The sequence below is a fragment of the Enterobacter sp. V89_11 genome (assembly GCF_029967775.1).
Classification (GTDB): domain Bacteria; phylum Pseudomonadota; class Gammaproteobacteria; order Enterobacterales; family Enterobacteriaceae; genus Enterobacter; species Enterobacter ludwigii.
This window is the reverse complement of record NZ_JASCAN010000023.1, coordinates 116303-136231: the sequence shown is the minus strand read 5'-3', so window position 1 is coordinate 136231 and position 19929 is coordinate 116303. Positions and strand designations below refer to the sequence as shown.

Genomic DNA, 19929 nt, shown 5'->3' with positions numbered 1-19929 from the left:
AATTTAAGTTTTGGATCGGCCGATAACGATAGGGAATGTTTATTCTTGAGGTATCGGTCCATGTCGTTAAAAAAATCATCCCTGATTGTCCTTTTTGCTCTGCTTTTCTTCTTTGTCGTCAGCACCATTACCAGCGTTGGCCTCATCATTAAAAGTAATAATTCCCTGGATAATGTGAACAAAGAAATCCAGGTTGTGCTGTCGATCATTGACCCCATCAACCACAGCCGTACCTTGCGCGTCAGGGTGATGGAGTACGTGAAGATGGTGGAAGCGGGGAACTCGGCTGACGAGTCAGCGAAACTTTCCGCGGTTAAAGAGGCCCTCACAAAAGCGGATCATGCCTTTGCGGCGTTTATGGCGTCTCCGCGCCTGTCGGATGAAGCGCCGCTGGTGAGCGCGTATCAGGATGCCTGGCAAAACTACCGTAACCAGGGGCTGGCACCGCTGATTGACGCCGCCGCTACGCACGATGTCGCGAAGTTTAATGCGCTTATCCCGGAGGTGTCCCGCCTCGACCGTCAGTATGAAATCGTTCTCGACCAGGTCCTTGCCGTTCATCAGAAATATGCCAAAACCCTGAACGAGGATGCGAGCAGTAATTTCATCTCCGGTCTGGCGATCATTGCGGCGATTGCTTTCCTGTTTGTAATCGTGATTGTTGCCGTCAGCCTGCTGATGAAGCGCTTTGTTTTCGCGCCGGTCAACCTGGCACGCGAACACTGCAGCCAGATTGCCGCCGGTAAACTGGACATTCCAGTGCCGGTAAAAGGCACCTCCGGCAATGAAATCGATCACCTGATGGGCTCAATGGAGCAGATGCGCCAGGCGCTTCTGTCGACTATCGCTCAGGTGCGTGACGCGAGCCATACCGTCACCCACGCCGCGCAGGAAATTGCTTCCGGGAATATCGATCTGGCTTCACGCACCGAGCAGCAGGCCTCCGCGTTAACCCAGACGGCGGCCAGCATGGAAGAACTGAGCGCGACCGTGGCGAATAACACCGATAACGTTCACCAGGCTGGAAAACTGGTGCAGGACGCGGTGAACAATGCGCACACCGGTGAGGCCGTGACCCGCGAAGTGATCGAAACAATGAATACCATCGCGGCGAACTCTAAGCGCATCGAGGACATCACCAGCGTCATCAACAGCATTGCTTTCCAGACCAATATTCTGGCGCTCAACGCCGCGGTTGAAGCAGCACGTGCCGGCACACAAGGACGCGGCTTCGCCGTGGTGGCCAGTGAAGTGCGCACCCTTGCGCAGAAAAGCGCGGTTGCCGCGAAAGACATTGAAAGCCTGATTGCACAGTCGGTTTCCAGCGTCAAAAACGGTGCTGAACTGGTGAACCGTTCAGGCGAGGTCATTGATTCAATTATCAGTTCCGTGAATAAAGTGAATACGTTGATGGAGCAGATCTCCGTGGCCTCTGAAGAGCAAAGCCGCGGGATCAGCCAGGTCGGACAGGCTGTGACAGAGATGGATGGCGTGACCCAGCAGAACGCCGCGCTGGTTCAGCAATCCGCCGCAGCCGCCGCTTCCCTGGAAGAGCAGGCGCTGCAGCTCTCGAGGAGTATTTCGAGCTTTAGTTTACCGGCGCAGGCTTAATTGATAATGAGAGGCTCCTGAGGGAGCCTTTTTAATGTCTGGTGTAACTGGAAAGTCGCGCCAGCCCCCCACAGGTCGCTATATACCTTTGCAGATTCAGAAAAAGGTCATTCGATACGGTATCAGAACGCAAGACCCACTGAAAAAAAACGGGGTTTTCTAGGTACAAAGCACGTGTGTATATAAGCTTGTGGAAGACAGGAAAAACAAAGGCACTTATAGTTAAGAGTCTAATTGTTTTGAGGTTCTGTTCAGGGAGACTAACTGGACAATCATGTATTTTCAGTACATGCCGTGAAGAGGGGAGCATGATAGATATCACAAGTGGTGACAGGCGCCTTAAATTAACGCCCTATGAAAGGCTGACTGAAGAGGAGGTGCCTGCCTATAGCCGTATTATGGTATGGGTTGAATTCTCGATCCCTGTCTTAAAAACTGAGTTTGCTGCAGAGTTTTTTGTCGGTCAACTCGAGCAATTCAGGAATGATACACATGCTCTCCATCAGGCTTTAAAGACAGGGGGAAAGTCTAAGGATATTAGTTTAACCTCGGCATTCGAGCAGGTTATGCTTAAGTTTCATCAGGCGCATTTTGCCGGTGCTGTTGGCGTTAGTATGGTACTGAAGCCTGAAAACCATGCTGACAGTATTACCCTTGACGATTCCTTCGATATTGATGAAAGTTACTTTCCCGGCATGCTCTCAGGTCTGGACGACATCATTTCATGGCAAAATTGATGTCTGGATTATGCAAAAAGACCGGCACTTAAAATGCAGGTTGTTTTATTCCATAAGAGGAAAACGGCACATTACATGTCAGTTATGCTGGAACCTCCGTTGCCGGAGCCCGTCACCCGGCAAAAAGAGCGCTATACCAACGGCGAACTGGTAAGCATATGGTATGAGTGACTTTAAGCCTTTTAACGACCAGCGACTTCGCCCGTTTAGGTGGCATGCTAAACCCGCTATTATCCTCACTCATCTTCCTTGCGTTGTTGGCAATCATCCTGGCCGTTCTACCGCATTAGTTAAACGAATGTTTCGTACGAGATGATGTGCCAGGAGGCGACAAATAGCGCCCACCCGTCGTGAGCGATATGCGTTAAAATCCGTAAGCACAAAAAATTTTATATTCTCCCCAGCAATATTTCCCCGCCTCATCCGTCTACCTCATCACAAGCCATAATCAATCACTGTAAATGAGGTAAACACCATGAGAGATTTCGATATGCACGGAAGAGGGCACGGACGCGGGTTTGGCCGCCACCGTATGGGTAAAGGGCTGGTGATAGGCGCGGTAATCGTCCTTATACTGGGACTGGTGGTCATGACCCTGTGGAATGCCTTACTCCCGGCCATTCTTGGCGTGAAAGCCATCGGTTTCTGGCAGGCGCTGGGGATTCTGGTATTAAGCCGGATCCTGTTCGGCGGGCTGGGCTTCCGTCCGGGGATGTTCGGCGCGCACCGTCGTATGCACGAACGCTGGATGAACATGACCCCCGAGCAGCGTGAGGCGTTTATTCAGCAGCGTCGCGAAGGCTTTGGTCGCCATGGTCGCGGGCATTGCGGCTGGCACGGTCATCGCGAAGATAAACGCGACGACAGCACGCCGAAAACGCCGGAAGCAGAGTGAGCGAGATGAAAACCGGGCTGGCGGGAGAGTCATTGCTGATGTCGGCGCTTAATGCCTGCCGCGCCCGGCTGAAAGCCTTTATCCGCGGACGAACGTCCGTGCGCGATGATGCCGACGATATTTTGCAGGAAGTCACCTATCAGCTGATGAAAGTGGAGCAACCAGTCGAAAACGTCGCCGCCTGGCTGTTTCGCGCGGCGCGTAATGAGATGACCGACCGGGCGCGAAAAAAACGTGAGGTCTCTCTTTCAGGATATTTTACCGGGGATGATGATGAGGACTTCCCCGAAGATGAACTGGCGGAAACCCTTTTCGGTGTCCCGCATACGCCGGAGGAGGAGTACCTCAAAACGCTGCTGTGGGAAGAACTGGGCCAGGCGCTGTCTGAACTTCCGCTGCCTCAGCGCGAGGTTTTTGAAAAAACGGAGCTCCAGGGCTACAGCATTAAAATGCTGGCAGAGGAAACCGGGGCCAGCGAGCAGGCGCTGTTATCGCGTAAGCACAAGGCGGTGCTTTTCCTGCGCACGCGACTGCGGGACGTCTATGATGCGCTGACCGGTGACTAACGCCGACAGACAAAACCTTACATTGTCAGGACTTGTAGATTCATCACTATCGTTTATGATCGGGGCGTCTGGTAAATTTGGAACGTTATGCGCAACCGTCAGCTTCTGGGAAAATGGCTTTTGATAATCACATGTGTGGCGATGGCTATTTGCCTGGTGCAGCGTGCGGTTTATCTCAACCATTTTTTGCAGGGACTGGATCCGCAAACGACCCTGATTGCTGATGCCCCGGCTCAAACCAGCGACGCTGAGCCGTCCGGGCCATCGCCGTGTCAGTTAGGCGCACACTCGCTGCTTTGTGCTCAGCCTCTGTTCTTTGATGGTGCGCTACCGGCGATTATCATCTTCTTCGCGCTACTTCAGTTGTTTACGCAAGGGCGGGCATGCGTTCCGAGAGAACAGCCCGTTCAGGCACCGCCTCCCCGAATACACCTCAAAAACTGCGTTTTCCGTGAATGAAAATCATCGTCACCACACGATAATTTTCACTATTCACGGAGTAAAACATGTTTAACCTCTTCAGGGGATTCGTCTTCCTGTGGCTGTCCTGCATCGGCATTGTCCATGCGGCAGATACAGGCTGGCTGGTTTCCCCGCAAAACGATCATGCCCGGATCCGCGTTCAGGCGGAAAGGGAGCAAAACCGCATCCTCGCGCTGCTCACCGTTGAGCTGCAGCCCGGCTGGAAAACCTACTGGCGTTCACCCGGCGAGGGCGGCGTAGCCCCGAAAATCACCTGGCCGGCTGGCGTAAAGGATGACTGGCACTGGCCGGTGCCTTCGCGCTTTGATATCTCCGGGATGACCACCCAGGGCTATCACGATAAGGTCATCATCCCCATCACCCTCGACGGTGCGGCGGGGGACGCGCTCGACGGGACGCTTACCCTTTCCACGTGCAGTAATGTCTGTCTGCTGACGGACTATAAGCTGCACCTTGATTTTAACCAGCCGGCGGATGAGGGATTCAGCCACGCGTTTGAACGCGCGATGCAGGCCATTCCCGCGACATCTGGCGTGTCCGCAGACCTGTCAGCCTGGTTATCAGACGACAAGCTGATCATTACGGGAACCACACAAGGGCAATGGGACAAGCCAGGGATCTATTTTGACCCGCTGGAAGGCGACATTCTTCCCGGTGAACCGACCCTCAAAGCCGACGGCAATCAGCTTCGGGTAACGGTGCCCGTGACCGATGAGTGGGGAGATAAACCCACTTCACTGCAGGGAAAAGCGCTGTCGTTTGTGCTCACCAATGGCGATAAAGCGCAGCAAACCGTGATGACCGTCGGGGCAACGCCCGCGGAACTGTCAGCGGCGGGCGTGTCTGAGGGAACCGGCAAAATGGTGCTCTTTGCGCTACTGGGCGGCTTGATCCTGAACCTGATGCCTTGCGTGCTGCCGGTGATGGGCATGAAGCTCAACAGCGTGCTCCATGCGGGCTCAGACAGACGGATGATCAGGCTCCGTTTTCTGGCAACCAGTGCCGGGATTTTGGTCTCCTTTATGCTGTTGGCCGCAATGGTGACCGCGCTTAAGCTGACCGGTGCCTCGCTGGGCTGGGGTATTCAGTTCCAGAATCCGTGGTTTATTGGCCTGATGGTTGCGGTGACCTTCCTCTTCGCACTCAATCTGTTCGGGGCGTTTGAGATGCTGCTGCCTTCTGCCGCCGCAGGACGGCTGGCAACGGCAGGGGGAACGGGGCTTGCCGGCAGTTTCTGCGAAGGGATGTTTGCCACGCTGCTGGCCACACCATGTTCTGCGCCGTTCCTCGGCACGGCGGTGGCCTTTGCCCTTGGCGCACCGCTGCATTCCCTGTGGCTTATCTTCCTGATGCTCGGCGTGGGGATGAGTTTGCCGTGGTTGTTCGTTGCGCTGGTTCCAAAAACCGCCATGCTGCTGCCAAAACCCGGTCGCTGGATGAACGGTCTGAAAATTATTCTTGGCCTGATGATGCTGGCTTCCAGCCTGTGGCTGGTGACGTTGCTTAGCCCTCATCTGGGCGAGGCGGTGAGCCAGAGCGTGATGTTAGTGCTTATCGTCGTCGCTATCGCACTGCTTGCGATGACCGGGCAGAAAACCTCGCCACTGTTCTGGTGCGTGGTGATCGCGCTGTCAGCCTTTGGCGGGTACCAGCTGCGCGGGTTGCTTACCTCACCGCCTGTAACAAACACCGCAAGCGTCGCTCAGGCAATCCCGTGGCAACCGCTAAGTGAAGACGCTATTCAGGGTGCCCTTGCGCAGGGCAAACGGGTCTTCGTGGATATCTCGGCGGACTGGTGTGTTACCTGCAAGGTAAACGAGCATCGGGTGTTGAATCAGCCTGACGTTATTGCCGCGCTTAGCCAGCCGGACGTGGTGGCGCTGCGTGGCGACTGGAGCAAGCCTTCAGCGTTTATCGCCGAATTCCTTGAAAAGCGCAACCGTTACGCCATCCCGTTTAACGAGGTGTACGGCCCGGGCTTCCCTGAGGGGGAGATGCTTTCGCCGCTGCTGGATAAAGACACGCTTATTGCCACCCTGAACAACGCTAAAGGCTAAATGTATTATGAAAAGAATCCTTATTACGCTTCTGCTACTGTTGACCTCAGCGCAGGTGATGGCGGCGCAGACCATGACGCCGGAACAGGAGCAGCGTGCGCAGAAGATGGTTTATGACTTTCTGTTTAACGACCCGGACTCGCCGCGCATTGGCGCTAAGGATCCGAAGCTCACTCTGGTGGTCTTTACGGATTACAACTGCCCGTACTGCAAGAAATTCGATCCTTACCTGGAAAAGATCGTCGAAAAACACCCGGATGTGGCGGTGGTATTTAAGTTCTTGCCTTTCCGGTCGGAAAGTTCACTGACCTCAGCACGCGATGCCTTAACCGTCTGGCGCGCGCATCCTGAGCAATTTATGAAATTTAACCATACCCTGATGGCCAAAAAGGGATATCACGATGACGCCAGCATTCAGGAGGCGCAAAAACGGGCCGGGGTGAATGTCACAACGCCTGATGATGAGAGCCTGGTGACGATCAAACGCAGCCTGATCATCGCCGAAAAGATGGGTATCCAGGGAACACCGGCCACGCTGATTGGCGAAGGGTTACTCCCGGGCTGGGTTCCTTTTGAACAGTTCGATGAAATGGTCAGTGACGCACTGAAAAATCGTTAACGTGAAGGGGGCGGTTCGCCCCCCAATAATCCCGGAGCGGAAAATGAAAAAATTACTGTTACTGTCGGTGCTGGCAACGTCAGGGCTGGCGCAGGCCGCTGAAGCGATACCGGATGTGGTGAAGCTCTTCAGCGAGCAGCAGAATATCAAAATCATTAAGAAAATTGATGCGCCAGGGGGCGCGCCGGCCTGGCTGGGGCAGTATCAGGATATGGGCGTTACGCTGTTTTTAACCCCTGATGGCAAGCATGTAATTTCTGGCTATCTGTACGATGAAAAAGGAAAAAACCTGAGTGAAGGCTATTTCCAGAAAGAGATCTACGCCCCGATGGGACGCGAAATGTGGAAGCAACTGAACGCGGCGCATCCCCTGAAAGAGGGAGCGGATAACGCTCCGCGCAAAGTCTTCGTCTTCGCCGATCCGTTCTGCCCGTACTGTAAGCAATTCTGGTCCGAGGCGCAGCCGTGGGTGAAGGCGGGCAAGGTGCAGCTTAATACGCTGCTGGTGGCGTTTCTCAACCCCAACAGTGGGCGTAATGCCTCCGCTATCCTGAATGCGAAAGATCCCGTTTCGGCCTGGCGTGATTACGAGCTTTCAGGCGGGAAAAAATTGCCAAAACCGCAGGGCACTGCGTCCCGTGAAACCGTCGACATACTGCAAAAACATCAGACGTTAATGGACAACCTGGGCGCGAACGCTACGCCCGCCATTTATTATCTGAATGCCGATAATGAGCTTCAGCAGGTGGTCGGCATGCCGGATGAAAAACAGCTTGAGGCGATGTTTGGGCCGAAGCCGTAGTCAAAAACAGGGTGTTTCTGCCTGATGTTGACCGGTCAGCTACCCCAGCGTCCGCGCAGGTAGCTGACGGCTTCCTGCGTCTGCGGCTGGTTAAGATAATCTTCGCGGAACAGGATCGTGCCATTCACGTTGGGCAGTGAATCGTTGAGATCGAGCTGTTTTTTCAGCTCCGGCACGCCGCCCTGAACCGTCCAGTCCGGTTCATTTTTCGACGGTTCGCCTACCTTGTAGAACGCAATGCCGATATACAGGCGGGTATGCGTCGGTTTCACCACCTCTGCCCACCATTTCGTCAGCACGTCATAGCGCGCCGCATCCCGGGAGAAAGGCCAGTAAATTTGTGGCGCGATATAGTCCAGCAGACCCTGCTGCACCCACTGACGCGTGTCGGCATAGGATTCATCGTAGGCTGCGGCACCGCGCGTGTCTGAGCCTGCCGGGTCGAATGAGCGGTTACGCCATACGCCAGCCGGGCTGACACCAAACTCCACGCCAGGCTTCGTCTGCTTAATGGCCCGGGAGACCTGCACAATCAGCTGCTGCGTATTGTGGCGGCGCCAGTCGGCTTTAGAGGCAAATCCCTGACCGTATTGTCTGAAAGTCTGCGCGTCATTGAGCGCGGATCCCGGTGATTCGGTATAGAAATAGTCGTCAAACTGCACGCCATCAATGGGATAGTGCGCAACCACTTCGGTGACCACCTGCGTTATCCAGTCACGCACTTGCGGAATGCCGGGGTCGAGCACAAAACGATCGCCGGCAATGCGGATCCATTCCGGGTGCTGGACATAAACGCTGGAAGGGTGCAATGACGACGTGCGGTTCAGCGCGGCAATGGTCGACGGTTTGGTATTGGTTGAAACGCGGTAAGGGTTGAACCAGGCATGGACTTTCATGCCGCGCTTGTGCGCTTCATCGAGCATAAACTGCAGCGGATCGTAGCCCGGGTACTCGCCGATATTGCCGGTGAGCATATCTGACCACGGCAGAATTTTAGACGACCAGAGCGCCGTGCTGTCCGGTTTGACCTGGAAAAACACGGTATTAATACCGAGGTGCTTAAGCTTGTCGAGCTTGTTCGTCAGGGCCTGTTTTTGCATCGCGATACGGTCTTGCGCATCGCGACCATTCACTGAGGCCACCGGGGGCCAGTCCAGGCGTGAGACGGTTGCCAGCCAGATCCCACGCATCGGCTCGTTAGCCTGCTGGGTCGGTTTGCTCGCGGTCGGGAGAGGCGTTACCAGTGATTTTGGTGGTTTTGAGGAGCAACTAACAAGTAAAAGTGCACAGGCAGTCAGCGCACCAATCCGTTTTACATGTCGCGTCATTTGCGTTTTAGCTCTTGGTTATCCGACTGTTAGCCCAGGGGTTAAAGGCGGGTTCGTCCGGTTCTGCGATCCCCTCATCATTCAGGGAATCAAGATACAGGGCTTCAACTTCTGCGCGAGCCCAGGGTGTGCGGCGCAGAAATTTCAGGCTCGATTTAACGCTTGGGTCTTTTCTGAAACAGTTAATTTTGATTCGATCGCCCAACTCACTCCAGCCATATCGTGCAACCAGGGCATTGACCTGCATCTCCAGCGTTACGCCATGTAAAGGGTCTTTAGAAAGGTGTGCAGTCATAAGCGTCCGGATGTCTCAGTTCTTGTGGGGTTGGGGTTAACGACGAAAGGGTACAAGAAAGCAGGGGAAGCGGCAATTTCCCTTTTTACCTGCGATGAAAAACAGAAGAGCGAATGAACCGAAAGCCATACGCTCTTCTGTATCGCGAACGCGCTAGTCGTGTTTTGTGTCAAACAAATCTGGTGCCCACGGACGTGGGTCAACCTCCATAAACGGCGCGCGTTCGAAGCGGTCCTTCAGCGCCCACGGTACCGTGCAATCGAAGATGGTCTTACAGGAAATGCCATTTCCGCGAATCGACGTGCTGTAATCCGGCGACTGCGACGGATCCAACTGGTGGCCGCGGATCCCCGGAATAGTGGTGATGCTGACATCTCCCTGCATGCGGGTGGTCATCGCCCACAGGATGTCGTCGCTGTCGAAAATATCCACGTCTTCGTCGACAAGAATGATGTTTTTCAGCTCGGAATAGGTCGCGAGTGCGATAAGCGCCGCCTGTCCCTGACGTCCTTCATCGGATGGCTGGCGTTTTTTCACCTGCAGAATGCCGAGGAACTTACCGCCGCCCGCGGTATGCGCATAGACATTTTGCAGGAAGCCCGGAATGGCCTCTTCAACGGCATTGCGGATGCTGGCCTCCGTTGGCAGGCCAGCGAGCGTGGTGTGCTCTTCACCTGGCCCCACCAGCGTTTGCAGGATTGCCTGGTGACGCAGGGTAACGGCTTTCACTTTGATGACGGGCAAAGAAGGGTTTGCCTCGCCGCAGTAGCCCGGAAATTCCGGCATCGCATGGCCACTGTTGGTGTGCTGGTCTTCTCTAACGCGCACGCCTGGCAGCAGTTCGCCTTCGATAATGATTTCAGCCCGCGCGATCGCTTTCTCTTTTACCGCCACGCCCTGCACCAGTTCGACCGGTTTCTGACGCAGCGCCCCGGCAACGCCCAGTTCGTTATAACCAAATGGCGTCGTGGGCGCTTCAAAGCAGGCGCCGATATAAATCGCCGGGTCGAGCCCCATGTTGATCGTCACCGGCAGCGGTTTTCCGGCTGCTTCAGCCTTTTTACGAAAGACCTCAATGTGGCGCCCCGCGGCCAGGAACATGGAAAGCTCATCGCGCTCCTGAACGCAGAGACGGTGAATCGTGACGTCAGTCAGCGAACTGTCTTCCGGATCGCTTGCCAGTACCAGCCCCAGACAGAAGAACGGGCCAGCATCAATCGGCGTGTTGGTCGGGGCCGGAAGCAGTTTACGCAGATCAAAATCAGGATCGTCAGCGTAGAATACCTGCTCCTGGCAAGGGGCCTGCGATGCCGGGACAACAACCGGCGCGATCGGGTTTTTCACGGCCTGACCGACGTGCTGCGCGAGCGTCGAGGGTTCACATCCCAGAAGGAGTGCCGCTCTTTCCCGGCTGGCGTGCATGCCCACCAGGATACGCGAATCCGGATAACCTTTAACGTTATTGAACATCATGGCCGGGCCCGTTCGGGTAGGGCGTTTCACCGTGCCGCCCGCACCAATGTGTCGATAAACACCCGCCAGCTCCGCGTTGGGATCGACCGGATGATCCGTTTCAATATATTGTCCTTCGTGGCGTTGCAGTAACGCGATGGCACTTCTGAGATCGTTGACTGGGCTTTCCATTTTTTCCTCCCGTGTTTGCATGCCTCCATTTTTATGGCAATAGCCCATAGCATCAATTGCATCATTACTGCTATTTTGATAAGAAATTTATTATCAAAAAATCCGGGGAAGCGTTATGCAATTTCGTCAGATGCGTAATTTCATTGTCGTTGCGGAAGAGCTTCACATGCACCGGGCTGCGGAGCGCCTGAACATGGCACAACCCGCGCTGAGTCAGCAGATTAAAACGTTAGAGGAACGGTTAGGCGTTACGCTCTTTAGCCGGGCGAACCGCCGTTTAACCCTGACGCCGGCCGGTGAAGCTTTCCTGGAGAAAGCCAGGCTGGCGATCGCCCTGACGGAACAGGCGGTACTGGACGCCAGGCAAACGGCGAGGGGGGAGCAAGGGGTGTTGAATCTCGGGTGCGTATCGAGCGCCATGTTTGACACCAGGCTGCCTGCCGCGCTGCGCCAGATGCACAGTCGGTGGCCTGCCATCACCATGTCGCTAATGACGGGGAATGTGCAGACGCTCTATAGCGCCGTGCAAAATAACCAGCTGGATGTGGCCATCATTCGGGCACCGCTGCCGTCTCTGCCAGACGACCTGCAAAGCCGCCCGTTTACGTCCGAGAAAACGGTGCTGGCGCTCTCTTCGCAGCACCCTCTGGCGAAATCGTCCGCGCTTACGCTCGCCTCGGTGAAAGATGAAAAATGGATCTCCCTGCGCGACCCGGAGGGAATGGGCCTCGAACAGTACTTCTATGACGTTTGTTACGGCGCAGGTTTCCAGCCTGAGGTGGTACAAAACGCCACCGACGTACCTACTGTCATCAGCCTGGTCTCTGCGGGGTTTGGCATGGCGCTACTGCCGGCCTCCGCCAGGGCAGTCAGCGTGGAGAATGTCGTGTACGTCGACATCATTGACAGGATAAGGGAAAGCGAGCTGAAGCTGGTGTGCCACCGGATCATTCGCTCAGAGGTGTTAAAGAAATTTCTGCACACCCTCGATCACATCTGACGTCCCGCGGCCAGCAGCAGTTGCTCGCGCAGCCAGAGGCTTGCCGGATCCTGACTGTTTTTCGGGTGCCAGTACATGCTGATGGTAATCGGCTGCAGCGGCAGCGGCGGGGGAAAGATATCCAGCGTCGATGCAAAGCGTTGCAGCATACGTTCCGGTAAGGTGCAGAGCAGGTCCGTGCTGGCGACAAGCGGAGGTGCCATGGCGTAGCTCTGCGTGGACATCACCACGTTGCGCTGATACCCCAGTCCGCCCAGGGTTTGATCCACAAAGCCGGTAAACGGGTCACCCTCTGAAGAGACCACCAGATGAGAGAGTGCGCAATAGTGCTCCAGATCCAGTGGCCCGACACCGCGGGGGTGGCCTTTTCGCTGGGCTGTTGCAAACTGGTCATCGAAAAGTTTGCGTCTGACCCAGCCGTCGTGCGCGCCGGCGCTCACACCGATATAGACATCCACATCACCCTTTTCCAGCTGCTGTGGCAGGGTTGCCATTTCTGGCAGCGCGAATCGCAAGCGGATCCCTGGGGCATGGGCCCGGAACTGATTAAGCAGTTCGGCACCCAGCATCAGAGCCGGATTTTCATGCAGAGCAATCACAAATGTCCGCTGGCTGGTTTGCGCATCAAAGGTGGTGGGGGCAAACATCGCGTTAATGCCCCGCAATACGGTCATGACCTGCGGCCTCAGCGCCTCCGCTCTGGGCGTGGGCAACACCCCACGTCCATGTGGGGAAGGGATAAACAACGGTTCGCCAAAGAGCGAGCGCAGGCGCGCCAGACGGGCAGACATCGCGGGCTGGCTGATGCCGAGCCGCGCGGCCGCATGGGTGATGTTCTGATCCTGGAGCAATGCATCCAGCGTCAGGATCAGGTCGATATCCATCTCAGCAACGGGCGTCATCGTGTTATCCGTTTTACTTTGCGCTGTGGCTGTCACGATTGGTATAGGTGACGGGCACCCAGGCGTAACCGCCGTGCTCGCCTTTCGTGACGTAACCGATACCCGGGAACGGCAGGTGGGGGGCTGCGACAAGGTCTCTGTTTTTCACAAAATCAGCAAAAGCATCCTGGCGGACACGTGCCGCACCGTCCTGATCCTGGTCGTAGGCGATGGTCACGGCGGGCTGCGGGAACTGTACCGCCGCGACGTGGATAATATCGCCGACAAAGGTGATTTTCTCGCCTTTACTTTCCAGCGTATAGAAGGCTGATCCAGGCGTATGGCCCGGGTGAACCGTGCCGGTTATCCCGGGCAGAAGCTGCGAGGTTCCGGAAAAAGGAACTACCTTGCCGGCATCACGATACGGTTTTAAGGTTTTTTGCGCGACATCGAAGTAGTTCTGGTCGTAGCCGGTTTTTTTCTGATTATCGTTGTTAAAGAAAAAGTCGATGTCAGGTTTGCCGACAAAAACGCGCGCATTGGTAAACACCGCCTTGCCATCTTTAACCAGGCCACCGGCATGGTCGGAGTGTGCATGGGTCAGTAAAATCTCGGTGATGTCCTGCGGCGCGATCCCCTGCGTTGCCAGACTCTCAATCAGTCGCCCGCCGTTACCGGGGCCAAAAAGCTGGCCTGAGCCGGTATCCACCAGAATCTTGTGGCCGGGTAGCGCAATCAGGAAAGCGTTAATGGACGCCTCTACCGGGTTGGTCTGGAAATTTTGTGTGAGCAACGCATCGGTTTTCTGCGGGGTCGTCCGACGAAGTAATTTGTGCAGGTCTTGCGCCACGGTACCGTCGGTAAACGAGGTCACCATAATATCGCCAACCTGCACACTGTAGCCCCCGGCAGGTTGTTTAACCACGTGCTGGGGCGTTTCTGCCGAAGCCTGAAGCGCAGGGTAGAACAATAACGAACTGGAAATCAGCGTTGTCAGGGCAAGTTTTTTTACGGTCAGCATAAGGGTCTCCTTCAGAAAGAGCTCATCTTACTTCTCCGTAAAATTATATGAACCCGCCTGATAATGATAGGACCTATAAACGGGATGAATAGGTCGGATCACATGTCGGGTGGCAGCAATGTGCCACCCGGTAAGCCAGACGTTATTGCTTCAGCGGGGCTTTCCAGCCTTCAAGCGTGGCTTTTGACCACGAGCCATACGCGGCATTCGGCAGCACGATCCAGTCACTGCCAAAGCGATCGGCGCTGGCCTCAACGAGTTCACGCTGCGCTTCGCTCGGCTTTTTGTTTTTAAATTGCGCGGCGAAATCAGGCAGGCTGTCACCGAAGAGCATGATTATCTGCTGTTTCTTCAGGATGCTCTGGCGGCGGGCTTCTTTACTGACCGTATCGAGCAGAACGCTATCCTCTGAAACCTGCGGTAAGCCAAGGGATTTTAACGTATTGAGCGTATCTGCTTTGTTTTCCTGCATGCGGTCAGATACATAATAAATACGGACCTTACTTTGATTCACGCGATCAAGAAACGCCTTCGCGCCAGGAATTAATCCCGGTTTTCCCTGTTTTTCCCAGTCACTCCAGGTGTCCCATTTCGTGTAGTCGTGGCACTGTTCGGCATCACGCGCCAGTAACGGGGTGTTATCCAGCACCGTTTCATCAAGATCCATCACAACGGCATAGTTCTCAGGCGCAGTCAGCCCTTTTATTTTTTCGTTAAAACGCTCGGTGGCGAAACGGTAGGTCTGCAGCTGAAGTGCCATGATTTCTGCCGATTTCTGTTGATAGCGCAGCGCCATCTCATACGCTTTCGGCTCACAGATTTCGTGGTCGGCTGCCGTGGCGGTCGCGCTCAAAACAGGTAATGCCAGCAGTAATGCCTTAGCCATTGAATTCACTCTTCTTTCCTTAACGTCATTGTCAAAATCATGTAAGCGTATTGAAATTAAGTGACAGAAAAATGAAGGGAGGCAGGCGAGTCATATTCTGACGCACATTCCTTTGTGCGCCGGGTGGATAATTTTCAGACAAATCGCTTTCGTCCGCCAATATCCGTTAGAGCCAGAGTCAGATCAGCATGTAATACCAGAACAGGGCGATTTCGTCTTTTTCCGGTAATGCGTTGTAGAGGAAACGATCGTATCCGCCTAACGTAAAGCCATAATGACGGTAGAACAGGCAGGCAGAAACATTCACATTCTGGGTTTCGAGCCTTAATCCAGCCGCGTTGACGCTTCTCGCCCACACGTGTGCGGCCGCCATCAATTTTTGCGCCGCGCCAGCTCTGCGTTTCGTGCGCTCAACGGCAATATAGTCAACGGCGATAAATTTATTCCAGCTCATTGACGCGGTGATAAAACCGGCAATTTCTCCCTCATCTGTTTCGGCCACAAGAAATATGGCATCCGGATTAACGCAATGATTTTCAAGGGTCTGCATATCGAGCTCATACGTTTTACGATAAGGCACGGCGACAGCGTCGATATGCAAATCACAATGTATAAAAGGCTCCCGCGCAACGTGACTGACGGTGAATGAAAAGTCACAGCATTCAAGACGTGCGAGGTCGGTATTTAATCCTTTTCGAATCTGCATGGTATTCCTTGTGGCGAATATTTTTATAAATAATAGATGAAGCCATTAAAACCGCTGGCGTAACACTCTTTTGATCCTGAACTAAGCTTGTACTTCATTCCGCGTAAAATGTGGGTCATTCGAGGACAATGAATGGAATTCAGGACATTTCAAAAACACTGGGGTGCTGAGTTTATTTCCAATGACGTTGTACGTTTTCGCGTCTGGGCAGAAGGACAGAAAGAACTTACGCTACGTCTGGCAGAAAACGACTTGCCAATGACGGCGGTCGGCAGCGGCTGGTTCCAGATTGACGTCCCCGGCGTCACGCACGGCACAGAATATCAGTATGTTTTGCAAGACGGCATGGCCGTACCCGATCCGGCGTCGCGCGCCCAGGCTGGGGATGTTAACGGTCCCTCGGTTGTTATCGATGCCAGACGGTATCCGCCCGGCAACCGGGAGTGGGCAGGGCGTCCGTGGGAAGACACGGTGATTTACGAGCTGCACATCGGCACCTTCACCCCGGAGGGCACCTTCCGGGCCGCCATTGAAAAACTGCCTTACCTGGCTGAACTTGGCATTACCCAGATTGAAGTCATGCCCGTCTCACAGTTTGGTGGATCGCGCGGCTGGGGATATGACGGGGTATTGCTGTATGCACCGCACTCTGCCTATGGCACGCCAGAAGACTTCCACGCCTTTATCGATGCCGCGCATGGGCTTGGGCTTTCTGTCGTGCTGGATATTGTGCTTAACCACTTCGGCCCGGAAGGCAATTATCTGCCTGTGCTGTCACCCGCGTTTTTCGACGCGGAACGGATGACGCCCTGGGGCAACGGGATTGCTTACGAGGCTGAGCCAGTCAGGCAATACATTACCGAAGCCCCGCTGTTCTGGCTGACGGAATACCATCTTGATGGATTACGGTTTGATGCCATCGACCAGATTAAAGACGCGTCGGATAAACATATCCTGCAGGAGATTGCCGAACGCATTCGCGAGGCTATCCCCGGGCGGCAGATCCATCTCACCACCGAAGACAGCCGTAACGTTATCTTCCTGCATCCGCGTGACGCACACGGTGCGACCCCGCTTTTTACCGCGGAGTGGAACGATGACTTTCACAATGCCGCGCATGTCTTTGCCACCGGCGAAACGCATGCGTACTACCAGGATTTTGCCTTTGAACCGGAGAAAAAACTCGCCCGTGCGCTGACAGAAGGTTTTGTCTATCAGGGCGAGGTTTCTCTCCAGACCGGCAAATCGCGCGGCGTGGAATGTCACACGCAGCCGCCACAGTTTTTTGTCGATTTTATTCAAAACCACGATCAAACCGGCAACCGCGCTCAGGGAGAGAGACTGATCGCCCTTGCGGGGGCCGATAAAACACGGGTGTTGCTTGCTGCACTGCTGCTTTCGCCCCATATTCCGCTGCTGTTTATGGGGGAAGAGTTTGGTGAAACCAATCCGTTTTTGTTCTTTACCGATTTTCACGGTGAGCTTGCCAAAGCCGTGCGGGAAGGGCGTGCAAAAGAGTTTACCGGCCATGCCGGGCACGATGCGTCCGTCCCCGACCCGAATGACGTGAAGACCTTTATTCGCTCCAAAATTGACTGGAATAAGGTCGCCACCGATGACGGTAAAACGTGGCTTCGCTTCACGCGAACGCTGCTGACGTTGCGCCATCGTCATATCGTTCCGTTACTGCGAAAGGGCGTCACGGTGGAGGGCAAGATCATCAGGACGGCACCCGGCATGATTGCAGTGAGCTGGCGATTCCCGACCGGAACGTTGTCTCTGGCGTTCAATACCGGCAATAAGGCTGTTGATGTGCCTGCACTGGCAGGAGAAACGCTCTTTAGCTGGCCGGAGGTGAACGAGGTGTTACCGCCGAACAGTATTATTGTTCGCTTTGCTGATGGAGAAGCATCGTTATGATCCCTTCCGCGACCTACCGTATTCAGTTCCGTAACGGCATGACGTTTGACCGTGTCGTGGAACTGGTGCCGTATATGAAAGATCTCGGCATCAGCCATCTTTACGCCTCACCTGTGTTTACCGCCACAACCGGCTCTACGCACGGCTATGACGTGACCGACCCGAATGAAATCGACCCCGCCATTGGCGGACAAGAAGGATTCGACCGTATGGCGGCCGCGCTCAGGCAGGCGGGAATGGGCTTGATACTGGATATTGTGCCTAACCACATGTCGACCTCGCTGGAGAATCACTGGTGGCGAGACGTGATTGAGCATGGCAAACAGAGCCGCTACGCACGCTATTTCGATATTGACTGGTCACGGCCGCTTACGCTGCCGTTTCTGGGCGACACCTTTGAGGCGGAGCTTGAGAAGGGTGCCATCACTGTAGAACGTGACCCTGTCACGGACAAAGCCGCGCTGGTCTACTACGACACCGCCTATCCTCTTAACCCGGGGACCTTTGTGGAGGGTAAAAGCATTGCGGCGCTGCACGAGGCCCAGAGCTGGAGGCTGATGTCCTGGCGTGAAGCCCCGAAACAGCTCTCGTGGCGGCGTTTCTTTGAAATCACCGGCCTGGTGGGCGTGCGGGTTGAAGACGCGTCGGTATTTATGGATACACACCGATTGATCCTTGAACTGGTTCATTCTGGCGTTGTTGACGGTCTGCGAATTGACCATATCGACGGTCTGGCCGATCCGCTGGGCTATCTGCAGCGTCTGCGACAGGCAACCGGACCGGCGTGTTACATCACGGTTGAAAAAATTCTCGCCAAAGGGGAACAGCTGCCCGTCGAATGGCCAGTCTCTGGCACCACGGGGTACGAGTTTATTGCCTCGCTGGCGGAAGTTCTGGTGGACGACAGCCGCCTTGACCGCCTGGAGAAAATCCATGACGACACGCTCGGGGAAACCGTTGATCGGTTTGCAGCGTTACGGGATGCCAAAGGGCTGATGACCGATCGCAATTTTGAGGGCGAATTCACTACCCTGTTAACTATCGCCACCGATCTTGCCCGACGCAATGCAGTTGAACTGCAACCCGACGAGATCCACCATGCGTTGCGCGAACTGCTGATCGCGTTTCCGGTGTATCGGACCTACGGCACCCGTGAAGGATTAACCGCCTCTGACGTGGCGCTGCTCAATCGCGTTGTCGCAAGCGTTAACACCTCTGAAGCGGCCCTGAGCCTGATCGTGTGCATTCTCACCGGCGATCTTCCTGAAAATTGCCACGACGACGCGGCTCGTTTCAGAACCCGCTTCCAGCAGCTCACCGGGCCACTGATGGCGAAATCCGTGGAAGATACGCTGTTCTTTCGCCATAACCTGGAGCTGGCGCTTAACGAAGTGGGGGCAGACCCGACGCCGCGCGCCTTTTCGCTATCGCGTTTTCATCAGGAAATGCGCATCCGTCTTGCCCGTCAGCCTGACGCCTTACTCGGGACATCCACCCATGACACGAAGCGCGGTGAAGATGCCCGGGCACGCCTCTATACCCTGACGGAAGCGCCGGAACAATGGGGCGAAAATCTGGCCCGCTGGCGGCAGATGAATCAAACCCACGTGCGTTTTCTGAGCGACGGTACCGCGCCGAACGCTGCCGATACCTGGATGATTTATCAGGCTCTGGCCGGCGTCTGGCCCGCCACGCTGTCACCTGACGATGTCGACGGGCTGAAATCACTCGAAGAGCGCTTCCTCGGCTTCCTGGAGAAAGCGCTGCGCGAAGCCAAACAACGCACAGACTGGATAGACAGCAACGAAAGCTATGAGAGCGTGGTGCTGAGCTACGCCCGGCATCTGCTTTCACCGGACAACACGCTGTTCCTGAAAGATTTCAGTGAGGCGATGCAGCCCTTTATCCGTGCCGGGCTGATGAACAGCCTCAGCCAGACGGTGATCAAACTCACTGCTCCTGGGATACCGGACATCTATCAGGGCTGCGAAGCGCTTAACTTTAGCCTTGTCGACCCGGATAACCGACGGGAACCGGATTTCCCCGCGCTGGTGCACCACCTCAGCACGGCGGATGCCAGGGTATTTGCCCGCCCGGAATGCTGGCGAGACGGAAGTGTTAAGCAATATGTCACCGCCACGCTGTTACGGCTTCGTCCGCATTATGCCGCGCTATTCCATTACGGTGACTGGCTGCCGCTGAAGGTGAGCGGCGAGCGGGCGGAGAACCTGATTGTTTACGCACGCGTGAAAGACGAGGAGGCGCTGATTGTTGCCGTGCCGCGGCTGGTCTTCGACGTGACAACCCATGAAGCACTGTGGGCCAATACCACTATTGCTATACCCGATGCGCTGGCAGGAAAACGCTACCGGGATCTGTTCACCGGTGAAAGCCGGGTTCTGCAAGAGACGCTGGATGTAACGTCTGAAACGGGATGCTTAATGGTTCTGCTTACCTGCGAATGATCGTGGAGAACAA

18 protein-coding genes and 1 pseudogene are annotated in these 19929 nt (G+C 55.2%); 12 read left to right on the top strand and 7 right to left on the bottom strand.

All coding sequences use genetic code 11. The features are described 5' to 3' along the window. The first annotated feature begins 60 nt into the window (after positions 1–60). From QLG09_RS16795 to dsbG, 9 genes and pseudogenes are all read left to right on the top strand, one after another. Positions 61–1611, top strand: coding sequence for a methyl-accepting chemotaxis protein (locus QLG09_RS16795; protein ID WP_282489115.1), 1551 nt, complete (start codon positions 61–63; stop codon positions 1609–1611). A gap of 308 nt (positions 1612–1919) precedes the next feature. Then, the gene (locus tag QLG09_RS16790) at positions 1920–2348 is read left to right on the top strand and encodes a hypothetical protein (protein ID WP_080975362.1); all 429 of its coding nucleotides are present in this window, start codon (positions 1920–1922) and stop codon (positions 2346–2348) included. A gap of 56 nt (positions 2349–2404) precedes the next feature. Then, a pseudogene (locus QLG09_RS22395) lies at positions 2405–2519 on the top strand (phage tail protein); the annotation flags it as partial. A 304-nt stretch (positions 2520–2823) separates the two neighbouring features. Beyond that, entirely contained in the window at positions 2824–3243 is a 420-nt protein-coding gene (locus QLG09_RS16785) for a hypothetical protein (RefSeq protein WP_282489114.1), read from the top strand. Between the two features lie 5 nt (positions 3244–3248). Then, positions 3249–3809 carry an RNA polymerase sigma factor gene (locus QLG09_RS16780; protein WP_080975363.1) on the top strand — a complete coding sequence of 187 codons (561 nt, stop codon included), beginning with the start codon at positions 3249–3251 and terminating at the stop codon, positions 3807–3809. An 87-nt stretch (positions 3810–3896) separates the two neighbouring features. Further along, positions 3897–4268, top strand: coding sequence for a hypothetical protein (locus QLG09_RS16775; protein ID WP_079231019.1), 372 nt, complete (start codon positions 3897–3899; stop codon positions 4266–4268). A gap of 47 nt (positions 4269–4315) precedes the next feature. After that, positions 4316–6349, top strand: a complete 2034-nt coding sequence (locus QLG09_RS16770; RefSeq protein ID WP_049022548.1) for a protein-disulfide reductase DsbD domain-containing protein — start codon at positions 4316–4318, stop codon at positions 6347–6349. 7 nt (positions 6350–6356) lie between these two features. Beyond that, entirely contained in the window at positions 6357–6968 is a 612-nt protein-coding gene (locus QLG09_RS16765; RefSeq protein WP_020884110.1) for a DsbA family protein, read from the top strand. A gap of 43 nt (positions 6969–7011) precedes the next feature. Next, on the top strand, positions 7012–7770 hold the full coding sequence (gene dsbG / locus QLG09_RS16760) for a thiol:disulfide interchange protein DsbG (protein ID WP_032678179.1): 759 nt from the start codon (positions 7012–7014) through the stop codon (positions 7768–7770). A gap of 35 nt (positions 7771–7805) precedes the next feature. On the opposite strand, the gene QLG09_RS16755 is transcribed toward dsbG, so the two are convergent. The 3 genes from QLG09_RS16755 to QLG09_RS16745 all read right to left on the bottom strand — a co-directional run bounded on the left by QLG09_RS16755 (position 7806) and on the right by QLG09_RS16745 (position 11037). Continuing rightward, the gene (locus tag QLG09_RS16755) at positions 7806–9098 is read right to left on the bottom strand and encodes a glycoside hydrolase family 10 protein (RefSeq protein ID WP_014170106.1); all 1293 of its coding nucleotides are present in this window, start codon (positions 9096–9098) and stop codon (positions 7806–7808) included. Positions 9099–9105: 7 nt separating this feature from the next. Then, positions 9106–9393 carry a VF530 family protein gene (locus QLG09_RS16750; RefSeq protein ID WP_014170105.1) on the bottom strand — a complete coding sequence of 96 codons (288 nt, stop codon included), beginning with the start codon at positions 9391–9393 and terminating at the stop codon, positions 9106–9108. A gap of 153 nt (positions 9394–9546) precedes the next feature. Then, entirely contained in the window at positions 9547–11037 is a 1491-nt protein-coding gene (locus QLG09_RS16745; RefSeq protein ID WP_020884113.1) for a UbiD family decarboxylase, read from the bottom strand. 115 nt (positions 11038–11152) lie between these two features. Between QLG09_RS16745 and QLG09_RS16740 the strand changes: the two genes are divergently transcribed. Then, the gene (locus QLG09_RS16740) at positions 11153–12037 is read left to right on the top strand and encodes a LysR substrate-binding domain-containing protein (RefSeq protein ID WP_049022549.1); all 885 of its coding nucleotides are present in this window, start codon (positions 11153–11155) and stop codon (positions 12035–12037) included. Here the strand turns inward: QLG09_RS16740 and QLG09_RS16735 are convergent. From QLG09_RS16735 to QLG09_RS16720, 4 genes are all read right to left on the bottom strand, one after another. Next, on the bottom strand, positions 12028–12939 hold the full coding sequence (locus QLG09_RS16735; RefSeq protein WP_049022550.1) for a LysR family transcriptional regulator: 912 nt from the start codon (positions 12937–12939) through the stop codon (positions 12028–12030). The two genes, QLG09_RS16740 and QLG09_RS16735, sit on opposite strands and share 10 nt — an antisense overlap. A 13-nt stretch (positions 12940–12952) precedes the next feature. Then, positions 12953–13939, bottom strand: a complete 987-nt coding sequence (locus QLG09_RS16730) for an MBL fold metallo-hydrolase (RefSeq protein WP_014170098.1) — start codon at positions 13937–13939, stop codon at positions 12953–12955. A gap of 142 nt (positions 13940–14081) precedes the next feature. Beyond that, positions 14082–14834 (bottom strand): 5'-nucleotidase, lipoprotein e(P4) family, encoded by a 753-nt coding sequence (locus QLG09_RS16725; protein WP_032670363.1) that lies wholly within the window; start codon positions 14832–14834, stop codon positions 14082–14084. A gap of 169 nt (positions 14835–15003) precedes the next feature. Beyond that, positions 15004–15531: a GNAT family N-acetyltransferase gene (locus tag QLG09_RS16720; protein ID WP_020884118.1), complete on the bottom strand. Its 528-nt coding sequence runs from the start codon at positions 15529–15531 to the stop codon at positions 15004–15006. Between the two features lie 132 nt (positions 15532–15663). On the opposite strand from QLG09_RS16720, the gene treZ reads away from it, so the two are divergent. Together treZ and treY are read left to right on the top strand one after the other, a co-directional pair. Further along, positions 15664–17451, top strand: a complete 1788-nt coding sequence (gene treZ, locus QLG09_RS16715) for a malto-oligosyltrehalose trehalohydrolase (RefSeq protein ID WP_049022551.1) — start codon at positions 15664–15666, stop codon at positions 17449–17451. Next, positions 17448–19916 (top strand): malto-oligosyltrehalose synthase, encoded by a 2469-nt coding sequence (treY, locus tag QLG09_RS16710; RefSeq protein WP_282489113.1) that lies wholly within the window; start codon positions 17448–17450, stop codon positions 19914–19916. The genes treZ and treY overlap by 4 nt, the downstream gene beginning before the upstream one ends. The last annotated feature ends 13 nt before the right edge of the window (positions 19917–19929 follow it).

Excerpts from the sequence above, each read along its gene's own strand:
- QLG09_RS16730 (WP_014170098.1), bottom strand. The coding sequence starts at position 13,939 with ATGCTGACCGTAAAAAAACTTGCCCTGACAACGCTGATTTCCAGTTCG.
- QLG09_RS16755 (WP_014170106.1), bottom strand. The coding sequence starts at position 9,098 with ATGACGCGACATGTAAAACGGATTGGTGCGCTGACTGCCTGTGCACTT.
- QLG09_RS16790 (WP_080975362.1), top strand. The coding sequence starts at position 1,920 with ATGATAGATATCACAAGTGGTGACAGGCGCCTTAAATTAACGCCCTAT.
- QLG09_RS16750 (WP_014170105.1), bottom strand. The coding sequence starts at position 9,393 with ATGACTGCACACCTTTCTAAAGACCCTTTACATGGCGTAACGCTGGAG.
- QLG09_RS16745 (WP_020884113.1), bottom strand. The coding sequence starts at position 11,037 with ATGGAAAGCCCAGTCAACGATCTCAGAAGTGCCATCGCGTTACTGCAA.
- QLG09_RS16795 (WP_282489115.1), top strand. The coding sequence starts at position 61 with ATGTCGTTAAAAAAATCATCCCTGATTGTCCTTTTTGCTCTGCTTTTC.
- QLG09_RS16770 (WP_049022548.1), top strand. The coding sequence starts at position 4,316 with ATGTTTAACCTCTTCAGGGGATTCGTCTTCCTGTGGCTGTCCTGCATC.
- treY (WP_282489113.1), top strand. The coding sequence starts at position 17,448 with ATGATCCCTTCCGCGACCTACCGTATTCAGTTCCGTAACGGCATGACG.
- QLG09_RS16735 (WP_049022550.1), bottom strand. The coding sequence starts at position 12,939 with ATGACGCCCGTTGCTGAGATGGATATCGACCTGATCCTGACGCTGGAT.
- QLG09_RS16765 (WP_020884110.1), top strand. The coding sequence starts at position 6,357 with ATGAAAAGAATCCTTATTACGCTTCTGCTACTGTTGACCTCAGCGCAG.
- dsbG (WP_032678179.1), top strand. The coding sequence starts at position 7,012 with ATGAAAAAATTACTGTTACTGTCGGTGCTGGCAACGTCAGGGCTGGCG.
- QLG09_RS16780 (WP_080975363.1), top strand. The coding sequence starts at position 3,249 with ATGAAAACCGGGCTGGCGGGAGAGTCATTGCTGATGTCGGCGCTTAAT.
- QLG09_RS16785 (WP_282489114.1), top strand. The coding sequence starts at position 2,824 with ATGAGAGATTTCGATATGCACGGAAGAGGGCACGGACGCGGGTTTGGC.
- QLG09_RS16720 (WP_020884118.1), bottom strand. The coding sequence starts at position 15,531 with ATGCAGATTCGAAAAGGATTAAATACCGACCTCGCACGTCTTGAATGC.
- QLG09_RS16740 (WP_049022549.1), top strand. The coding sequence starts at position 11,153 with ATGCAATTTCGTCAGATGCGTAATTTCATTGTCGTTGCGGAAGAGCTT.
- QLG09_RS16775 (WP_079231019.1), top strand. The coding sequence starts at position 3,897 with ATGCGCAACCGTCAGCTTCTGGGAAAATGGCTTTTGATAATCACATGT.
- treZ (WP_049022551.1), top strand. The coding sequence starts at position 15,664 with ATGGAATTCAGGACATTTCAAAAACACTGGGGTGCTGAGTTTATTTCC.